Raw genomic sequence first — 17,759 nt, 5'->3', positions numbered from 1 at the left:
TATCATTCCCTTTTTTGCTGATAAAAATTAAGGAGAAATTATGATTCACAAATTTAAAATGAATGGATATAACATCGTTATGGACATTAATGGTGGGGCCGTTCACGTAGTAGACGATATTAGCTATGAAATATTAGACCACTACAAAGATAAAGAAAAACAAGAAATTATAAATATACTAAGTAAATATCCAGAAGAAAAAGTGTCCGAAGCTTATGATGAATTAGAAGAAATGGAAAAAGAAGGACTTCTTTTCACATCTGACGACTACTTAAATATAGAAAGCTTTGAAAAAAGAGAACCAGTTTTAAAAGCAATGTGTTTACACGTTGTTCACGACTGTAACTTAAAATGTAAATACTGTTTTGCTTCTCAAGGAGACTTTGGTGGACACAAAGCTTATATGAGCCTTGATGTAGGAAAAAAAGCTCTTGACTACCTAGTTGCAAACTCAGGAAGTAGGAAAGCTTTAGAAGTAGATTTCTTTGGTGGCGAACCATTAATGGACTTTGAACTAGTAAAAAAACTAGTAGAGTACGGAAATAAAATAGCTGCTGAAAACAACAAATACTTCAGATTTACAATAACAACTAACGGTCTACTTTTAGACGACGATAAAATAGCTTATATAAATGAACATATGCATAATGTCGTACTTAGCTTAGACGGAAGAAAAGATATACACGACGATATGCGTCCTACAATAAACGACAAAGGTAGCTATGACATAATAGTTCCAAAATTCCAAAAAATAATAGAAGGAAGAAAGAACAAATACTACTATGTAAGAGGAACCTTTACAAGAAAGAACCTAGACTTTTCAAAAGACGTTAAACTATTTAAAGATTTAGGTTTTAACCTTGCTTCAGTTGAACCAGTAGTAGACGCTGACTATAATGAATACGCTATAAAAGAAGAAGATTTACCAGTAATATTAGAAGAATATGAAAAACTTGCAATAGAATATGCAAAAGACCAAGTAAAAGGAGATCCTTTTAAATTCTTCCACTTTATAGTAGATTTAACACAAGGTCCTTGCATTATAAAAAGAATGTCTGGCTGTGGAGCTGGTTGTGAATATGTCGCAGTAACACCAGAAGGAGATATTTATCCATGCCATCAATTTGTTGGAAATGAAAAATTCAAAATGGCAAATATATTAGACGAAGAAGTAATTCTTCCAAAAGAAATGCAAAATGAATTTTTAAACTGCCATGTATTTTCAAAAGAAGCTTGCAAAGACTGTTGGAACAAATTTTACTGTTCAGGAGGTTGTCATGCAAATGCCTACAACTTCAACGGAAACATTATGGAACCTTATGAAGTAGGTTGTGAAATGCAAAAGAAAAGAACTGAATGTGGCGTAATGGTAGAAGTTGCTAAAATGATGGACGGAGAAACAATCTAATGAAAAAATTACAAGCCCCTGTTTTGCAGGGTCTTTTATTTAAACAAAAACAAGCAAAATATAGATTTCATATGCCAGGTCATAAAGGAAAATTATTAGAAATCTACAAACCCCTAGTAGAAAATCTACTCGCTTTAGACTTCACAGAAATAAATGGAACAGACGACCTTTACAACGCAACAGGAATATTAAAAGAAGGACTAAAACTACTTACAAAAGATAGAAAATCAAAAAATAGTTTTTACCTTACAAACGGTACAACCGTTGGAATATTAGCTAGCATAATAGCATTAACTAACAATGGCGACTCTATACTAATGGCAAAAGACTGCCATAAGTCAGTCTATAATGCAGTAGAATTAAATAAACTAAATCCAATAATAATAGAAAATGAAATAGCAGGTTCAGGACTAGTATATCCAATAAACGAAAATACAATCTTAAAAGCACTTGAGAAAAATCAGGGCATCAAAATGGTAGTATTTTCAAGACCAAACTATTATGGACTTTGTAATGATATAGATAATCTTTCTAAATACTGCACAAAAAATAACATCTACTTACTTATAGACGAAGCTCACGGTTCACATTTTTCATACAGTAGTAAACTTCCAAAATCAGCTATGGAACTAGGAGCACATATTTCAGTAAATTCGTTTCATAAAACCATGCCTGCATTTACTCAAAGCTCCGTGTTAAATTTAAACGAAAATCTTACAGACTACGAATGTGCTAAAATATTAAATACAGTAGAAAAATTACAAACCTCTTCTCCCTCATATCTTTTAATGTCTTCAATAGATATAGCCAGAGCATACATGGAAGAATTTGGAGAAGAAAAATTAAAAGCACTTAAAGAAAATATAGAATATTTTTATAGTGAAATAGAAAACCTAAATTGGTTGAAAGTTCCCATTTACCCTACAAAATATACTAAAGATTACAGTAGAATAATACTAGAAACAAAAGTACCAGCTATAAATGTTCAAAATTATTTAGAAAAAAATAATATCTACATTGAAATGATAAGTAAAAATATATTAGTGCTAATAACTTCAACAGAAGACACAAAAGAAGATTTTAAATACTTAGCAAAAATATTAAATGAATTTGAACCTAATAATATTAATATCATAAAGAAAAGTGAAAATACTAGCTCTAATATAACTCCTTTAGATGGAGAACTAATAGAACTAGCTAATTCAAGTGGTAAAACACTAAAAGAAAATATAATAATTTACCCCCCAGGCTCTGTATATCTGAAATCTGGAGACAAAATCAGCCAAAAAGACATCACATATATAAATACTTTGTTAGAATCTGGTATTAACATATACACAGACTTTAATAAAAATATTAATTTCCTATATGTTGCTATTGACTAATAATGTTTAATAACGTATTATTAAGATAGTACACATGACAGAGAGGAGAAATCAATATGAAATTCAACGATTTTCAGCCAATATATGTGCAAATAATGGATTATATAAAATATCAAATAATAAGAGGACAGCTAAAACCAAACGGAAAAGTTCCTTCCGTTAGAGATATAGCAGCAACTTTAAAAGTTAATCCTAATACTGTGCAAAGAAGCTATGTTGAACTTGAACGCGAAAATATTATATATGCAAAACGAGGTCTTGGAAATTTTGTAACTGACAACGAAGAAATAGTTGAACAGCTACGAGAAGAAAAAGCCAAAGAAATTTTCAATAACTTTTTTATAGAAATACAAAAGCTTGGCTTAGACAAAGCCCAAAGTATAAAATTAATTGAGGAAGGATGGATTGAAAATGAGTAATTTAATAAATATTTCTAATCTAACTAAACTCTATGGAAAAAATACCGCTTTAGACAATTTAAACTTAGATATAGAAAGTGGCAAAGTAGTTGGACTACTAGGCCCTAACGGTTCAGGTAAAACTACATTAATAAAAATAATAGCAGGACTAATGAAATCATACTCTGGAAAAGTATTAGTAGACGGAAAAGAACCTAACGAAATAACAAAAGCTTACGTTTCTTACTTACCAGATAGAAATTTCTTGTTAAACCAGCCAAAAGTTAAAGATGGTATATCATTTTTTAAAGACTTTTTTGAAGATTTTGACCAAGAAAAATGCCATAGAATATTAAATAAATTAAATATAAACGAAGAAAGTAAAATATCATCACTATCTAAAGGAATGAAAGAAAAACTAAACCTTGCACTAATACTTTCTAGAAAAGCAAAAGTATATATATTAGACGAACCAATAGCAGGAGTAGATCCAATAGCTAGAGATGAAATACTAAATGTCATAATAGAAAACATAGAACCAGGAAGTACTATGTTAATCTGTACACATTTAGTTAGAGATATAGAAAATATATTTGATGATGTTGCATTTATAAGCAATGGGAAAATAATAAAATACGACAGTACAGAAAATATAAGAATAGAAACAGGCGGTTCCATAGACGAAGCCTACAGAGAAGTATTTGGAGGTGTTTACTATGCTTAAGCTGTTAAGATACGAAATTAAAGAAAGTTCCAAATACTTTATTTATACAATAGTAGGAAATGTACTAGCCTCATTGATATTAGCTTTTACATTAGGAAGTATAAACAAGGCTGCTCAAGCTAACAAATTTGTAAATAATACCATTGCAGGGATTATGTTTTTAGCTGCCTTTACATTATTTATAGCAGCATATGTCGGTTTTATCTTTATGATGATAACATCTTACAGAAAAGACCTTTATTCCGATAGCGCATACTTAAAATTTAGCTTACCAGTATCTGGATGGACATTCTTAAATGCTAAAATGTTACTTTTAATGTTTTGGAGTTTTATTATGGCAACTGTTACTATAGTTGTAAATATTGTAGTATATTTAATAATATTCCCAGAAATAATTACAGAGATTCTAAATAACCTTAATATGAATTATGTTCCTAGCTTAATTATTTATGGATTGCTAATTGTTTTAAGTTTTATTCAAGGAATTATACTACTATACACTTGTATAACATTTGTAAAAGCTTACTTTAAAAACAGCAAAAAAGGATATATATGGTTCTTGTTCTATGTTGGATTTAACATATTTTGGAGTATTATAAATACATTATTAGAAAAGTTAGCACCATATTATCTTACACTTGGAGATAAAGTAGGAATTGAAAAAATTCCATACTATAATACCTTAGACTATTTATATGGAGCTACTAGCTCTGTGTATCCTGGTGCTATGAATTATAATATAGCTACTCTAGTAATATATTTTGTAGTATGTATTGGAATGTATGTATTTACAGCATACATGTTAGAGAAAAAAGTAGACATATAACAAACATGAGCTTCAGCCAAAAGGTTGAAGTTCTTATTTTGTATCTTTTTTGTATCTATTTCTCTACTACTTGTATGATATAATTTTTAAAAACAATATACAAATTTAAGGAGATATTTGATGTGGACATTAGATGAACTATATAAATTAAAAGATAGTAAAAATTTGGCTATTACAAATAGCACTGACAAACTAACCTTTAAAGAACTTTGGGATAAATCAGATATACTAGCAAACTACATTATTAAAAATACCAAAGAAAAATCTACAGTAATGATATATGGAGATAAAGAAATAGAATTTCTCATTAGTATGATAGCTTCCTTAAAAGCAGGAAGATCATACTCCCCTATGAATATATCTTTCCCTATCCATAGAGTAAAAAAAATAATACAAGTACTTCAGTCTGACTTAGTAATAAACCTTTCAGAAGAAGAAATAACCGGAGAATTTAAAGAACTAAAATTAATAGAATTAAAAGACATAATAAAAGCAGAAAATTCAACTCCTATTGATTCTACAAGCTGGGTTGGAGAAGAAGACACAGCATATATAATCTTTACATCTGGTAGCACTGGAGAGCCAAAAGGCGTTCCTATAACAAAGAAAAATATCGAAACATTTACACATTGGTTTAAAGAATACTGCATACTAGAAAGTGGAAACTACTCAGTCCTAGACCAAGCACCTTACTCCTTTGACCTTTCAGTAATAGCATTATATGTATATCTCCCATTAGGAGCAAAGCTTGTTGCAATAGACAAAGCTACAAGTTCAAACTTATTACAGCTTTTTAAAGAAGTTAAAGAAGCTGACTTAAATATATGGATATCGACACCTTCTATGATAGAATTATGTTGTTATGATAATAGCTTTAATTCAGACTTACTTCCAAACCTAAAAAAATTAATATTTATAGGTGAAGTACTAACAAAAAAACTTTCTAAAGAATTGAAAAAAAGATTTAAAGATATCGATATAATAAATGGATATGGTCCAACAGAAGCAACTTGCGGAATATCAGCCTGTTATATAGACGATGAAATGATAAATGCAAAAGACTCCCTTCCTATTGGAAAACCTGGAGAAGGAATAGAATTTTTCATTGAAAAAGGCTCTAAATTTATAGATAAAGACAGAGAATTAGGTGAATTAGTATGTGTTGGAGACAGCGTTAGTAAAGGCTACTATAAAAACAGCTACCTAAGTGATAAAGTTTTTTTTAAAGCAGAAAATGGTAAAATGGCTTATAGAACTGGAGATATAGTTTACAAAATAAATGACACGTACTACTTTAAACAGAGAAAAGACTTCCAAGTAAAACTAAATGGATTTAGAATAGAATTAGACGATATAACAAATAATCTAAATAAAATAGAATATATAGACAATAGCATTACATTACCCGCATATGAAGATGGAAAAATAACTCATCTTGTATCATATGTAACACTAAACGATAAAACAGACCTAAAAGGACTAAAATTAACAATAGATATAAAGAAAAAACTAAAAGAAAAAATACAATCCTATATGGTACCGAAAAAAATAATAGTAAAAGAATCATTCCCTCTAAATACAAATGGGAAAATAGATAGAAATAGACTATTGGAAGAACTTAACTAAAACAATTATATTGGAGGAAATAAAATGGATTATAAAGAAATAGCATTAGATATTTACGAAGAAATAACAGATACAGACGAAATCAGAGAAGACTTAGACTTAGACCTATTTGACGCAGGTCTAATAGACTCCCTAGCTGTAATAAACATAATCTTAAAAATAGAAGAAAAACTCGGAGTTTCTCTACAACCAACAGATTTTGAAAAAGAGGATATAGCTACAATAAATAATTTTATAAAGTACTTAAATAATATCAATGAAAATAATTAAATATATAATACTTGTTTAACATACAAACTATATACTTTATAAATTTATATTTTCATGAGTAATTCTACATAAAAAAGTAGGCGAATTTTACATTTGCCTACTTTTTTATAATTTATTTTTAACTTTTTATTCTTAAATTATTTGCTTCAAACCGGTTATTTACATTATAAAATTATCTTTCATTTCTAAAATACTTCCTATTTAAAAACATACCTATTACTTTGTACTAATATTTAAAATTATTACAAAAATATACCCTTTTATACAATTACATCTGTTATAATTGTTGCAGATGCTTTTGCATATTGTTAAAATCTAAAATTTAAAACGAAACTTTATTTTAATATAAGGAGTTTATTTATAAATGAAAAAAATGATATACCACATCCCATACTTTGTCGATAAAAACAGACAAAGTGGATCACATATAAGACCTTTTAAAATGTTAAATGCCTTTAAAAACATCGGTTATGAAGTAGACGTTGTAATGGGATATGGCGAAAGTAGAAAAAAATCTATAACAGAAATTAAAAAAAACATTGAAAATGGCGTTAAATATGACTTTTGTTACAGTGAAAGTTCTACAATGCCAACACTTTTAACAGAAGAAAACCACTTGCCAAAATATCCTTTTTTAGACTTTGGATTCTTTAAGTTTTTAAAACAACACAACATCAAAATAGGACTATTTTATAGAGATTGTTACTGGCTATTTGAAGAAGGAACAAAAAGTGTATCAGATTTTAAAAAGAAAGTTAGTAACTTCTTTTACCGCTATGATTTAAAGAAATACCCTGAATTTTTAGACGTATTTTACCTTCCAACACTTCTTATGAAAGACTATATTCCTATGAATTTCAATGGGAAGTATGAAGCTTTACCTCCAGGAATAGACTCCTCTCTACAGGAAGAAACACTATCAGTAAATCAAGAAAATACATTAAAGTTATTCTATGTTGGTGGAATAGGTCCTATGTATAAAATGGATACTCTATTAAAAGTAGTTTCTGAAACAGAAAATATAAAACTTGTTTTATGTTGTAGAGAAAGCGAATGGAATGCTGAAAAACCTAGACTTAGTAAGTACTTAAATGACAATATTGAAATAATCCACAAGTCTGGAGTAGAATATAAAGAAGATATAGAAACTTCAGATATAGCTTCTGTGTTTTTTGAACAGTCTGAATATAGAAAATTTGCAATGTCTGTTAAGCTATTTGAATATTTAGCTTACAACAAACCAGTTCTATCAGTAACAAATACAGCCGTTGGTCAATTTGTTGAAGAATACAATATCGGTTGGAATGTATCCTATGATGAAAACGAACTAAAAAATCTTTTAATTAAACTAAGAGATAATAAAAAAGAAATAGAAAACAAAGCAAATAACATAGCAGACGCACTTCAAGAAAATACTTGGGAAGCAAGAGCAAGAAAAGTTTCAAAAGATTTAACTTAGGAGAATTTATGAAAATACTATCTATTATTGGTGCTAGGCCTCAATTTGTCAAAGAAGCAATAATACAAAAAGAAATAAACAAATACGATGATATAGAAGAAATAGTTGTGCATACAGGACAACATTACGATGAAAATATGTCCGACATTTTTTTCAAAGTATTAAATATGAGAAAACCAGACTATAACTTAGGAATTAACGGTTCATCTCACGGGCAAATGACAGGTGAAATGTTAATAAAATTAGAAGAAATTATGATAAAAGAGTCCCCTGATGTAGTTATTTTATATGGTGATACAAACTCTACTCTAGCAGGTGCATTAGCAGCCTCTAAACTTAAAATAAAAGTTGCCCATATAGAAGCTGGGCTTAGACAAGAACCTAAAGATATGCCTGAAGAAATAAACAGAGTTTTAACCGATAGAATTTCTTCCTACCTTTTTGTTCCTAGCGAATACGGAATGAAAAACTTAACAAAAGAAGGACTAACTAATAATGTATATTTTACTGGCGATGTAATGTATGATATCTTTTTAGAAATGAAACCTCATTTTGACAGTTCTCTTATGGATGAATTAAACCTTGAAAAAGATAATTTTATCTTACTTACAATGCATAGAGACTTTAATGTAGATAACAAAGAAACACTAAAGACAATTTTAGAACAACTAGAAAAAATCAACAGAGAAATACCAATAGTTTGGCCTCTTCACCCTAGAACAGCTTCTAGAATAAAATCTTTTGAATTAGAATATTTAATAAAAGATATGAACATTCTAGAACCTATCGACTATTTAAACTTAATGGGGCTTACAGAATACTGTAAAAAAATAATTACAGACAGCGGAGGTTTCCAAAAAGAAAGTTACTTTGCTAAAAAAGAAGGTATTGTAATAATGCCAGATACATCTTGGAGAGAACTTACAGACAAAAAAATAAACTTACTAGCTAATCCAAACGAAGTTTATGAAAAAACTACGGAAGAAAACAACCAAGTATTTGAAGAAAATATATACGGAAATGGCGATTCTGCAAAACAAATAATAAAAATACTATATAACGACTTTATAAATTAAACAGCTTTTAACAAGCTGTTTTTTGTTTGTCATTGATTGACACATATAGTTATTAGACATATAGTAATATAATAATGTGAGGTGAGTGTTTATATGTTTTGGATATTTGCAAATGCTCTTGGAGTAGTAATAAGTGGAATAATAGGAATTTTCTTAAAAAAATACATATCAAATAGGCAATCTGACTCTTTAATGACAATACTTGGACTATTAATAATAATAATAGGAATACAAGGGGCATTAGAAGTTGAAAATATGTTACTTATGATTATATCTTTAGCCCTTGGAACCTTTATTGGTTCAGGACTTAAAATACACGATAGAGTTGACAACTTAGCTAGCTCGTCATCATTTAAAAACCTTAATAGCAACTTTTTGAAAAACTCTGTCACAATAGTTTTAATTCAGTGTTCTGGTTCTTTAAGTATTCTTGCCGCTCTAAATTATGGACTAAAAGGTGATGCAACTTTAATTCAGTTTAAAACCGTCTTAGACATAGCAAGTGGTTTAATATTTGCTTCAATATATGGTGCTTCAATCTTTGTTTCGGCAGCAGTACTTTTAGTATATCAAGGTGGAATATTCTTACTTTCAGGTTTGTTAAACCAGTTTTTAACACCTGAAGTAATAAATGAATTTTCAGCTGTGGCATCTGTAATATTAATAGGAGTAGGACTTGCTTTAATGAAAATCAAAAACTTTAAAGCATTAGACTACCTTCCAGCAATGTTTATTCCTATAATTTGGCATTTAATTCAAATGGCTTACAGCTATTTTATATAGCAAAAGAAAATTCTTTTGCTATATAACTTTAATACCAAATAACTCTACAACCTCTACTGCCTGAATAGAATTCAATGTAGTCCCTTTTAATTCTTGTAAATCATCAGATAAAACTATTCTTTCTATATTAGAGTCCGACAAGTCAATTCCCTTAAATAAAGTGTGAAATACATTAGCTAAATGTAAATCCACTTCTTTTAATTTAACCTTTTTAAATTTACTTTCCATTAAATTAGATTCACTAAAATCAGAATTTGTAATTTTTACATCGTCCCATGAATTTTTCACAAAGTTTCCATACTTAAATACAGTATCCTCTACTATTACATTTTTAAAAATCCCCTTGTAAAAATTTGAACCTACCCCTTTAGAATCGTAAATCTTACATTCTTTAAAAAATACATCCTCAAAATTACTATTTGAAAAATCGCAATTTCTAAATACAACTTTATAAAAATAAGAGTTTTTAAAACTACAATTGGTCATTTCGCAGTTTCTAAATTCTGTATTTCTAAACTCGATTTTCGAAAAATCTATTTCATAAGCTACTATTTTTTCAAATTCTTCAAAAGAAACAATATCATCTTCAACTTTTTCTAATATTTCATTCAAAACTTTTCTCCTTATAAATTTACTTAAATACATTTTTTTATTCCTTAAGTTATACTATATACAATAATACTTAAAGATGGTGCAAAATGTTAAAAAATATTACTCTAAGAAAAATCCCAAATATATTAACGTCAACTAGAATTATACTAAGCTCAATTTCTCCAACTGTAACTGTGTTTTCTAAAGTTTTTTGGATACTATATTTTATTTGTGGAATTACAGATATCTTAGATGGCTTTTTCGCTAGAAAATTTAAAGTACAAGTAGTTTTGGTACAATACTAGATAGTATAGCAAACTTGTTGTTTCTCACTATTTCGTTAATAATTTTCGTTCCTCGTTTTCAAATTCCCAAATGAACTATTTATTCAATAATTTTCGTTACTTTTATAAAATTAGTTCTAGTTAGTTTAATAGCTACAATTTCCGCTGTTGAAGAGCTTTTTATAATTACATTTTCTAAAAAATTAGATAGAAATATAAAATCCTTTTACAAAATTATAAACAATAGAAAAATTTAATATATAATAATAGAATATATTGAAAGTTTAGGTTGGATAGATGATCATATATGGTATGCTCATGGAATATATTTAAATAGTAACAAAGTTGAAATTTTAACAAAAGCACAAATAGAAATTTCTAGCTTTCAAATATGAAACTATTTCTAAAGTAACTACAACAATAGAAATGAAGCAACCTATCTTACTTGATATCGGTAGAATATCTAACAATAGCAGTTTAAACCTACTTGAAAAATCAAAGTATCTTACTTGCCTCATAGGCTGAACCACATAACCTAGATTTACAGGATATTATATTTTTAAAATAGAGTACTAAAATCCTTGGAATCAATGAATATATTCTTTAGAAATAGATAAATGTATAGACTTGTTTATAGTAAGTAAAAAATAGAATAGAATTAATTAAAGCAACTTTAGGCACTATCAAAAGTAGGGTTAAAAATCAGTTGACTATACAATAATAAGTGGCAAGATAATAATAAAAAATGGAAATATAATAGTAGAAAATTTACTAGGAGTTAATTAAAATATGATTACAGAAAAAAATACAACAAAAAAATACTTATATTATCTATTGTCAATAATAGGTATCTCTTTTATTTTATACTATCTAGAAATTGGATGTATTATTAGATATATTACTAATATTCCCTGTCCTTTTTGCGGAATTTCAAGAGCTATATTTAGTAGCTTAAATTTAAATTTTTCTGCAGCATTATATTATCATCCTTTATTTTTTATTTTCCCTTTCTACATAATTTTTTTATTAAGATATATAATTGAAAAAAAGAATTTTAATATAACTATACTTTTATCAACACTTTATATTTTAGTCTATTTACTTAGAATATATCTTTCTAATATACCTTAAATATGTTATCATACTATTGCATGATTAAATAGGAAGGGTGTGTTTGTATATGTCAGATAATATGGAAAGAAGAGAAGAAGAAGTTAGATTATACCTTGTAAATAACGCAAAATTCTTCGATCAATCAAAGGTTCCTTATGTAAGAGAAAAATTAATGAGTTGTAGTGACCAACAATTTATGTTAGCAACTTCAACAGAATTAAAGGATCCAACTATGATGTTAATAATTTCTATTTTAGTAGGAACTTTGGGAATTGATAGATTTATGTTAGGTGATACTGGAATGGGAATTTTAAAACTCGTTACTGGTGGTCTTTGTGGAATTTTAACTATAATAGACTGGTTTGGAATTCAAAATAAAACAAAAGAATTCAACTTACAAAAAATATCAATGGCAATATAATTAAAACAGGCAACTTATATAAGCTGCCTGTTTTTTATTTGTCGGAATATGGTATTTCACAATACCCTAATCTATTACATTTTCTGTTAGACATAAAAACAGGAATTGCAACAATTATAGCCCCTCCTATCACATTACCAAGAAATACGCTCGCAAAATTCATAGCAAATTGAAAAATTGTAATAGTAGATTCTCCTGAAAACATAGCTGCAGGTATTATAAATGCATTAGCTATAGAATGCTGAAATCCAATAACTATAAATATCATTACAGGAAACCATAGTCCAAATACCTTTCCCGCCATGCTATTTACTGAAGTTGCAATCCATACAGCCATACTTACAAATATATTTGCACCTATACCTGAAATTATCATAGCTACATAGGTAGTGTCCACTTTTGACTTTGCCACTCTCAGAACAGTATCTAAGTAGTCTCCCTCTGTAAGCCCAACAATATGGCCAAACAAATACGCAACTAAAATAGCTCCTACAATATTTGTTATAGCAATAATTACCCAGTTGAAAAAAATATTTACCAAAGATACTTTTCTGTCTAAATATCCTAAAGTCATAGTTAAAGTATTACCTGTGGCAAGTTCTGCTCCCATTAAACTTATAGCTATTAATCCTATAGGAAAAACTGTTGCACCTATAAAATTACCTATACTTCTAAATCCCTCTGGCATAGTACCAGCAACTCTAATATATGCCAAATATCCCAAGGCTATAAAAACGCCTCCTAAAATTCCTAATATAACAAGACGTAGTAAAGACATTTCTTTCTTTTCTTCTGCCTTTCTACTCAAAATATCTACAATTTCATTACCTTTTAATAACTCCATAGTATAACCCCTTTGATTCATTAATTTATCACCATTATATTTATACTCACTTTGCAGATTTTGAAACTAATTATCATTAATAATCGTGAATTATTCTCCAACTGTCACAATGTAAAAAATATTTTTTTTAATCTATATTTAATGTGAACTTTTATAAAATTTTTCACAGTTAAATATAGATTTTTAAACCCATTTTATAGTATGCTATATTTGTTGGTAATTAATTTAAAACAAAACTTTAAGGGAGAAACACATGAAAATTGGATTTGATAACCAAAAATATTTAGAATTACAATCATCTCATATACGCAAGAGAATAAATCAATTTGACAACAAATTATACTTAGAATTTGGTGGTAAACTTTTTGATGATTATCACGCATCTCGTGTTCTACCAGGTTTTGAACCAGACAGTAAATTAAAGCTATTAAAAGAATTATCTAAAGAAATAGAAATAATAATAACAATAAATGCCTCTGACATTGAAAAGAACAAAATTAGAGGTGACCTAGGAATCACCTATGATGTAGACGTTTTAAGGTTAATAGACTCCTTCCAAGAAAATGGTTTATACGTTGGTTCTGTTGTAATTACACAATATACAGGACAACCAAGTGCAGACTTATTTAAAAACCACTTAAAAAACTTAGGTATAAAATCCTATACTCACTATATAATAGAAGGCTACCCAGCAAATGTACAATCCATAATAAGTGAAGTAGGCTTTGGAAAAAACGAATTCATAGAAACTATTAAACCATTAGTTGTACTAACAGCTCCTGGACCTGGAAGTGGTAAAATGGCGACTTGTCTTTCTCAGCTATACCATGAGAATAAAAGAGGAATAAGAGCAGGATATGCAAAATTTGAAACATTCCCTATTTGGAATATACCACTTAAACACCCAATAAACCTTGCCTATGAAGCCGCAACAGCAGACTTAAATGACATTAATATGATAGACCCTTTCCATTTAGACGCTTATGAAAAAACTGCCGTTTCATACAATAGAGACGTTGAAATATTTCCAGTATTAAATGCAATATTTGAAAATATATTTGGAGAAAGTCCTTACAAATCACCTACAGATATGGGAGTAAACATGGCAGGTTACTGTATTTCAGACGATGAAGTATGTCAAGAAGCTTCTAAACAAGAAATAATAAGACGTTATTACAATGCATTAAACGATGTAGCAAGAGGCGTATGTTTAGAATCAGTTCCTTATAAAATAGAGTTGCTACTAAAACAACTCCAACTTTCAGTATCAGACAGGCCAGTAGTTACACCCGCTTTAGACAGAGCAAAAGCAACAGGAAAACCAGCAGCAGCAATAGAACTACCTAATGGAAATATAATAACAAGTAAAACTTCTCCATTACTTGGACCATCTGCTGCACTAATATTAAACGCACTAAAAAAATTAGCTGGAATAGATGACGATTTACACTTAATCTCACCAGAAGCTATAGAGCCAATTCAAAAGTTAAAAACAAATTATTTAGGTAGTAGAAATCCTCGACTTCATATAGACGAAACACTAATAGCACTTTCAATGAGTGCAGCCTCAAACCCTATTGCACAACTAGCACTAGACCAAATACCAAATTTACAAGGTTGTCAGGCTCATATATCAGTAATGCTTTCAGAAGTAGATATAAAACTATTTAAAAAATTAAAAATCCAGGTAACATCAGAACCAGTATTTGAAAATACATCAAAGTATAGACAATAAAAAAAGAGCTGTAATACAGCTCTTTTTAGTTTAACTTACTTATTCATTAATTCAACTAATTTTTCTTCAATATAATCGTCAAAATCTTTTCCTAAAATAGTAACCTTATCTTCTTCAAACAAATCTACAGTAACCTTAAAGAAATTAATAATAAGTTTATTACCGTCAATATAATACTCATCAATATGACCAGGTAAAAATAGTATTTCTATATTTTCATAATCGTTCTTTGTAGAAATCTTGTTTAAATCTTCAACAAATTTATCTGAATGTAGAGTTTTCAAAGGTTTAACCATCATATTAGTAAACTCTAAATCTTCCATCATCCACATATTGTTATTCCAAAATCTCATTTCAGTCTTAGTGCCATCACTTATTAACTCCCTATTAGAAATGGCAGAAAGCACTTTTCTAATAGACTCTTTATCAAACTGATCGTTGAAAAGATATTTCATATCGTCAAAATTGCTAATATCTATTATGTAAGATTCTCCTACCTTTTCGCCTTCACTGGAAGCTTGCCAAAAGTATAGTAATGACTCAATTATGTCTAAATTGTTTTTTATATTCTTAACCATGCTAAATCTCCTTTAAAATAACTTTATGTTAAATATTATACTCTTTATTTTATGAAAAGGCGATGATTTCAAACATATTTTATTTTTCTACTTTATAAGATTATTGAATTGTAAAATTTATAGTCTTAAAATTTATTATAAATAAAAAAGAGTACCTTTTGGGTACTCTTTTTATGTGTTAGTTAAGCTCTAATTTTACATTTATGCTGTTTTTTAATTATCTGAACGTATTTCATCTAAGTATGAATAAAAAGTAAACTTAGAAATCCCTAAAGATTCCCTTACCTTCTCTCCCGATTTAGATATTAAAAATACACCCTTTTTATCTAAAAACTTCAAATATTCAAGTCTATCTTCTTTGTTCATTTTACTAGGAACTTTACCTATATGTAAATAGGCCATATTCATTAAATAGTCTAATAAGTCACCCACATTATTGGCAAAAAGTTCTGAATTATCTTTGCTTTCATAGCGATTTAATCTATGTAAATGCTCTTCCATTTTTAATGTTTCAGTAATATCGGTATTAATACATATTGAACCTATTACTTTATTTGAATCATTTTTTATATATAAAGAAGATGTTCTAAGTACTTTCCCAGAATCTGTACATGTCACATAATTATATCTGTTGCCGTCTTCTACAGTTCCTCTTAATACTTCCAATCCCATATTGCTTCCACAATCCCCTATTTGTCTTCCTGTTACTGTATTATTTCTAATGTCCACAATAGTCCTATCATATGGCAATGTTAAATCATGTAAAACTACCTCTGTATCTTCTCCAAAATGTTTTTCCAACATATCCAAGATATTAGATAATAATTCATTTTCTTCTGAAATATTATTCATACTTATTACCTCTCTAACTTTAATTCATGTATTATTCTGTATTATAACAAAGTTTGGCAAGTATTTAAAATAAAATAAATAACGATTTCTTTATCATACTTTTTGTTATGTTTATCCATTGTAATATAAATAAAATTCTGGTATTATTATCTCAAGAAGGAGGAACATATGAAAACAACAAAACTAAAATGTGTTAAATGTAGTAAAATCCAACCTTTACATAATAGCTATTTTTGCAGTTTTTGTGGATCTATACTAAAAGTAGATTACGATTACTTACCAGATAAAAAGTCTTTTGAAAAAATATTATTAAGTAACGAAAGAAGTTTATGGAAGTACAAAGATATGCTTCCCGTAAAAAATGAATCTAATATTATCTCTTTAGGTGAAGGATTTACTCCATTAGTCCCTTTAAAAAATATCTTACCTGATATTGAATTATATGGAAAAGCCGAGTACCTAAATCCAACTGCCTCATTTAAGGACAGACCATCTTCTGTTGGAATTTCTGTAGCTAAAGAACAAGGAGCTACTACCGTAGCCGTAGCATCTTCTGGAAATGCTGGTGTGTCAGTAGCAGCTTATGCAGCAAAAGAAAAAATGAGATGTATTGTGTGTATTCCTAAAAATACATCTATTGGTAAAGTTTCACAGCTACTCGCCTATGGAGCAGAAGTTAATTTTGTCAATGGAGGTTATAGCGATTGCTTTAATCTAGTAAGTCAGCTTTGCGAAAAATTCGGATATGCAAATTTAACATCTACCTATATAAATCCTTATACTGTTGAAGGAGATAAAACTGTAGCCTATGAACTATATGAACAATTTCAAGAAGTTCCCGATTGGATTATTGTACCTATTGGAACAGGTCCTCTTTTAGCTGGCGTATGGCGTGGCTTTAACGAACTAAAAGAAATGGGAATTATTCAGAAACTACCTAGAATGGTAGGAGTACAAGCAAAAAATTGCTCACCTATTGCACAGGCTTATAAAGAAAATAGAGAAGTTCATTCTGCTTTAGATTGGTCTGAAACTTTAGCTGGTGGAATAGCCGATCAATTAGTTGGCTATGAACAAGACGGAGACTATACTAACTACCTTATAAATAAATCTGGTGGAGATTTTGTAATTCTTTCAGAAGATGAAATTCTCGATATATGGAAAAAACTTCCTCTTGTTGAAGGTATTTTTGCTGAACCTACGGGAGCTTGCTCTGTTGGTGCTGCTAAAAAACTATTTGATGATGGAATAATAAAAAAAGATGATAGTGTCGTTTCTCTAATTACAGGACATGGTTTAAAAGCTCCCGACCTTGTAGAAAAATTTATGAATGATATTAACATTCCAACAGTATCAAAAATAGACGATTTTAATAATACTAAATAA

At 28.8% G+C, this 17,759-nt stretch carries 19 protein-coding genes; 15 read left to right on the top strand and 4 right to left on the bottom strand.

The genetic code is table 11. The annotated features are described in order from the left end of the window. Nucleotides 1–40: 40 nt before the first annotated feature. From scfB to CS899_RS09260, 10 genes are all read left to right on the top strand, one after another. Nucleotides 41–1,408: a thioether cross-link-forming SCIFF peptide maturase gene (gene scfB / locus CS899_RS09305; RefSeq protein ID WP_100065923.1), complete on the top strand. Its 1,368-nt coding sequence runs from the start codon at nt 41–43 to the stop codon at nt 1,406–1,408. After that, entirely contained in the window at nt 1,408–2,793 is a 1,386-nt protein-coding gene (locus CS899_RS09300) for an aminotransferase class I/II-fold pyridoxal phosphate-dependent enzyme (RefSeq protein WP_100065922.1), read from the top strand. Before scfB ends, CS899_RS09300 begins: the two co-directional genes overlap by 1 nt. 56 nt (nt 2,794–2,849) lie before the next feature. Next, nucleotides 2,850–3,212: a GntR family transcriptional regulator gene (locus tag CS899_RS09295; RefSeq protein ID WP_100065921.1), complete on the top strand. Its 363-nt coding sequence runs from the start codon at nt 2,850–2,852 to the stop codon at nt 3,210–3,212. Further along, nucleotides 3,205–3,915, top strand: coding sequence for an ABC transporter ATP-binding protein (locus CS899_RS09290; protein WP_100065970.1), 711 nt, complete (start codon nt 3,205–3,207; stop codon nt 3,913–3,915). Before CS899_RS09295 ends, CS899_RS09290 begins: the two co-directional genes overlap by 8 nt. Continuing rightward, nucleotides 3,908–4,741: a hypothetical protein gene (locus CS899_RS09285; protein ID WP_100065920.1), complete on the top strand. Its 834-nt coding sequence runs from the start codon at nt 3,908–3,910 to the stop codon at nt 4,739–4,741. Before CS899_RS09290 ends, CS899_RS09285 begins: the two co-directional genes overlap by 8 nt. Before the next feature lie 120 nt (nt 4,742–4,861). Beyond that, nucleotides 4,862–6,367, top strand: a complete 1,506-nt coding sequence (gene dltA, locus CS899_RS09280; protein WP_100065919.1) for a D-alanine--poly(phosphoribitol) ligase subunit DltA — start codon at nt 4,862–4,864, stop codon at nt 6,365–6,367. A 24-nt stretch (nt 6,368–6,391) separates the two neighbouring features. Beyond that, a complete protein-coding gene (gene dltC / locus CS899_RS09275) occupies nt 6,392–6,637 on the top strand; it encodes a D-alanine--poly(phosphoribitol) ligase subunit DltC (RefSeq protein WP_100065918.1) in 246 nt (81 codons plus the stop codon). A gap of 364 nt (nt 6,638–7,001) precedes the next feature. Beyond that, nucleotides 7,002–8,096 carry a glycosyltransferase gene (locus CS899_RS09270; RefSeq protein ID WP_100065917.1) on the top strand — a complete coding sequence of 365 codons (1,095 nt, stop codon included), beginning with the start codon at nt 7,002–7,004 and terminating at the stop codon, nt 8,094–8,096. A gap of 8 nt (nt 8,097–8,104) precedes the next feature. Further along, complete coding sequence (gene wecB / locus CS899_RS09265) at nt 8,105–9,172, top strand: non-hydrolyzing UDP-N-acetylglucosamine 2-epimerase (protein ID WP_100065916.1); 1,068 nt, start codon at nt 8,105–8,107, stop codon at nt 9,170–9,172. 93 nt (nt 9,173–9,265) lie between these two features. Further along, complete coding sequence (locus CS899_RS09260; RefSeq protein WP_100065915.1) at nt 9,266–9,955, top strand: DUF554 domain-containing protein; 690 nt, start codon at nt 9,266–9,268, stop codon at nt 9,953–9,955. 18 nt (nt 9,956–9,973) lie between these two features. On the opposite strand, the gene CS899_RS09255 is transcribed toward CS899_RS09260, so the two are convergent. Further along, nucleotides 9,974–10,567, bottom strand: a complete 594-nt coding sequence (locus tag CS899_RS09255; RefSeq protein ID WP_164995906.1) for a pentapeptide repeat-containing protein — start codon at nt 10,565–10,567, stop codon at nt 9,974–9,976. Nucleotides 10,568–10,653: 86 nt separating this feature from the next. Between CS899_RS09255 and CS899_RS09250 the strand changes: the two genes are divergently transcribed. The 3 genes from CS899_RS09250 (at nt 10,654) to CS899_RS09240 (ending at nt 12,364) form a co-directional block, all read left to right on the top strand. Continuing rightward, entirely contained in the window at nt 10,654–10,851 is a 198-nt protein-coding gene (locus CS899_RS09250) for a CDP-alcohol phosphatidyltransferase family protein (protein ID WP_100065913.1), read from the top strand. A gap of 768 nt (nt 10,852–11,619) precedes the next feature. Further along, nucleotides 11,620–11,961 carry a DUF2752 domain-containing protein gene (locus CS899_RS11175; RefSeq protein WP_100065912.1) on the top strand — a complete coding sequence of 114 codons (342 nt, stop codon included), beginning with the start codon at nt 11,620–11,622 and terminating at the stop codon, nt 11,959–11,961. A 49-nt stretch (nt 11,962–12,010) separates the two neighbouring features. After that, the gene (locus CS899_RS09240; protein ID WP_242491899.1) at nt 12,011–12,364 is read left to right on the top strand and encodes a TM2 domain-containing protein; all 354 of its coding nucleotides are present in this window, start codon (nt 12,011–12,013) and stop codon (nt 12,362–12,364) included. A gap of 34 nt (nt 12,365–12,398) precedes the next feature. Here CS899_RS09240 and CS899_RS09235 read toward each other — a convergent pair whose 3' ends face one another. Continuing rightward, nucleotides 12,399–13,208, bottom strand: a complete 810-nt coding sequence (locus tag CS899_RS09235) for a formate/nitrite transporter family protein (RefSeq protein ID WP_100065911.1) — start codon at nt 13,206–13,208, stop codon at nt 12,399–12,401. 253 nt (nt 13,209–13,461) lie between these two features. Between CS899_RS09235 and CS899_RS09230 the strand changes: the two genes are divergently transcribed. Further along, the gene (locus CS899_RS09230) at nt 13,462–14,943 is read left to right on the top strand and encodes a DUF1846 domain-containing protein (RefSeq protein WP_100065910.1); all 1,482 of its coding nucleotides are present in this window, start codon (nt 13,462–13,464) and stop codon (nt 14,941–14,943) included. A gap of 35 nt (nt 14,944–14,978) precedes the next feature. Here CS899_RS09230 and CS899_RS09225 read toward each other — a convergent pair whose 3' ends face one another. Together CS899_RS09225 and CS899_RS09220 are read right to left on the bottom strand one after the other, a co-directional pair. Next, entirely contained in the window at nt 14,979–15,521 is a 543-nt protein-coding gene (locus CS899_RS09225) for a TDE2712 family protein (protein ID WP_100065909.1), read from the bottom strand. A 213-nt stretch (nt 15,522–15,734) separates the two neighbouring features. Next, nucleotides 15,735–16,373 carry a helix-turn-helix transcriptional regulator gene (locus CS899_RS09220; RefSeq protein ID WP_100065908.1) on the bottom strand — a complete coding sequence of 213 codons (639 nt, stop codon included), beginning with the start codon at nt 16,371–16,373 and terminating at the stop codon, nt 15,735–15,737. A 168-nt stretch (nt 16,374–16,541) separates the two neighbouring features. Here CS899_RS09220 and thrC point away from each other — a divergent pair, with 168 nt between their 5' ends. Further along, entirely contained in the window at nt 16,542–17,759 is a 1,218-nt protein-coding gene (gene thrC / locus CS899_RS09215; protein WP_100065907.1) for a threonine synthase, read from the top strand.

This window comes from Miniphocaeibacter massiliensis, assembly GCF_900232905.1.
Classification (GTDB): Bacteria; Bacillota; Clostridia; order Tissierellales; family Peptoniphilaceae; genus Miniphocaeibacter; species Miniphocaeibacter massiliensis.
Note: the sequence above shows the minus strand (reverse complement) of the source record. Positions and strands in the feature narration are given on the sequence as shown.

Excerpts from the sequence above, each read along its gene's own strand:
- scfB (WP_100065923.1), top strand. The coding sequence starts at position 41 with ATGATTCACAAATTTAAAATGAATGGATATAACATCGTTATGGACATT.
- CS899_RS09300 (WP_100065922.1), top strand. The coding sequence starts at position 1,408 with ATGAAAAAATTACAAGCCCCTGTTTTGCAGGGTCTTTTATTTAAACAA.
- CS899_RS09295 (WP_100065921.1), top strand. The coding sequence starts at position 2,850 with ATGAAATTCAACGATTTTCAGCCAATATATGTGCAAATAATGGATTAT.
- CS899_RS09290 (WP_100065970.1), top strand. The coding sequence starts at position 3,205 with ATGAGTAATTTAATAAATATTTCTAATCTAACTAAACTCTATGGAAAA.
- CS899_RS09285 (WP_100065920.1), top strand. The coding sequence starts at position 3,908 with ATGCTTAAGCTGTTAAGATACGAAATTAAAGAAAGTTCCAAATACTTT.
- dltA (WP_100065919.1), top strand. The coding sequence starts at position 4,862 with ATGTGGACATTAGATGAACTATATAAATTAAAAGATAGTAAAAATTTG.
- dltC (WP_100065918.1), top strand. The coding sequence starts at position 6,392 with ATGGATTATAAAGAAATAGCATTAGATATTTACGAAGAAATAACAGAT.
- CS899_RS09270 (WP_100065917.1), top strand. The coding sequence starts at position 7,002 with ATGAAAAAAATGATATACCACATCCCATACTTTGTCGATAAAAACAGA.
- wecB (WP_100065916.1), top strand. The coding sequence starts at position 8,105 with ATGAAAATACTATCTATTATTGGTGCTAGGCCTCAATTTGTCAAAGAA.
- CS899_RS09260 (WP_100065915.1), top strand. The coding sequence starts at position 9,266 with ATGTTTTGGATATTTGCAAATGCTCTTGGAGTAGTAATAAGTGGAATA.
- CS899_RS09250 (WP_100065913.1), top strand. The coding sequence starts at position 10,654 with ATGTTAAAAAATATTACTCTAAGAAAAATCCCAAATATATTAACGTCA.
- CS899_RS11175 (WP_100065912.1), top strand. The coding sequence starts at position 11,620 with ATGATTACAGAAAAAAATACAACAAAAAAATACTTATATTATCTATTG.
- CS899_RS09240 (WP_242491899.1), top strand. The coding sequence starts at position 12,011 with ATGTCAGATAATATGGAAAGAAGAGAAGAAGAAGTTAGATTATACCTT.
- CS899_RS09235 (WP_100065911.1), bottom strand. The coding sequence starts at position 13,208 with ATGGAGTTATTAAAAGGTAATGAAATTGTAGATATTTTGAGTAGAAAG.
- CS899_RS09230 (WP_100065910.1), top strand. The coding sequence starts at position 13,462 with ATGAAAATTGGATTTGATAACCAAAAATATTTAGAATTACAATCATCT.
- CS899_RS09225 (WP_100065909.1), bottom strand. The coding sequence starts at position 15,521 with ATGGTTAAGAATATAAAAAACAATTTAGACATAATTGAGTCATTACTA.
- CS899_RS09220 (WP_100065908.1), bottom strand. The coding sequence starts at position 16,373 with ATGAATAATATTTCAGAAGAAAATGAATTATTATCTAATATCTTGGAT.
- thrC (WP_100065907.1), top strand. The coding sequence starts at position 16,542 with ATGAAAACAACAAAACTAAAATGTGTTAAATGTAGTAAAATCCAACCT.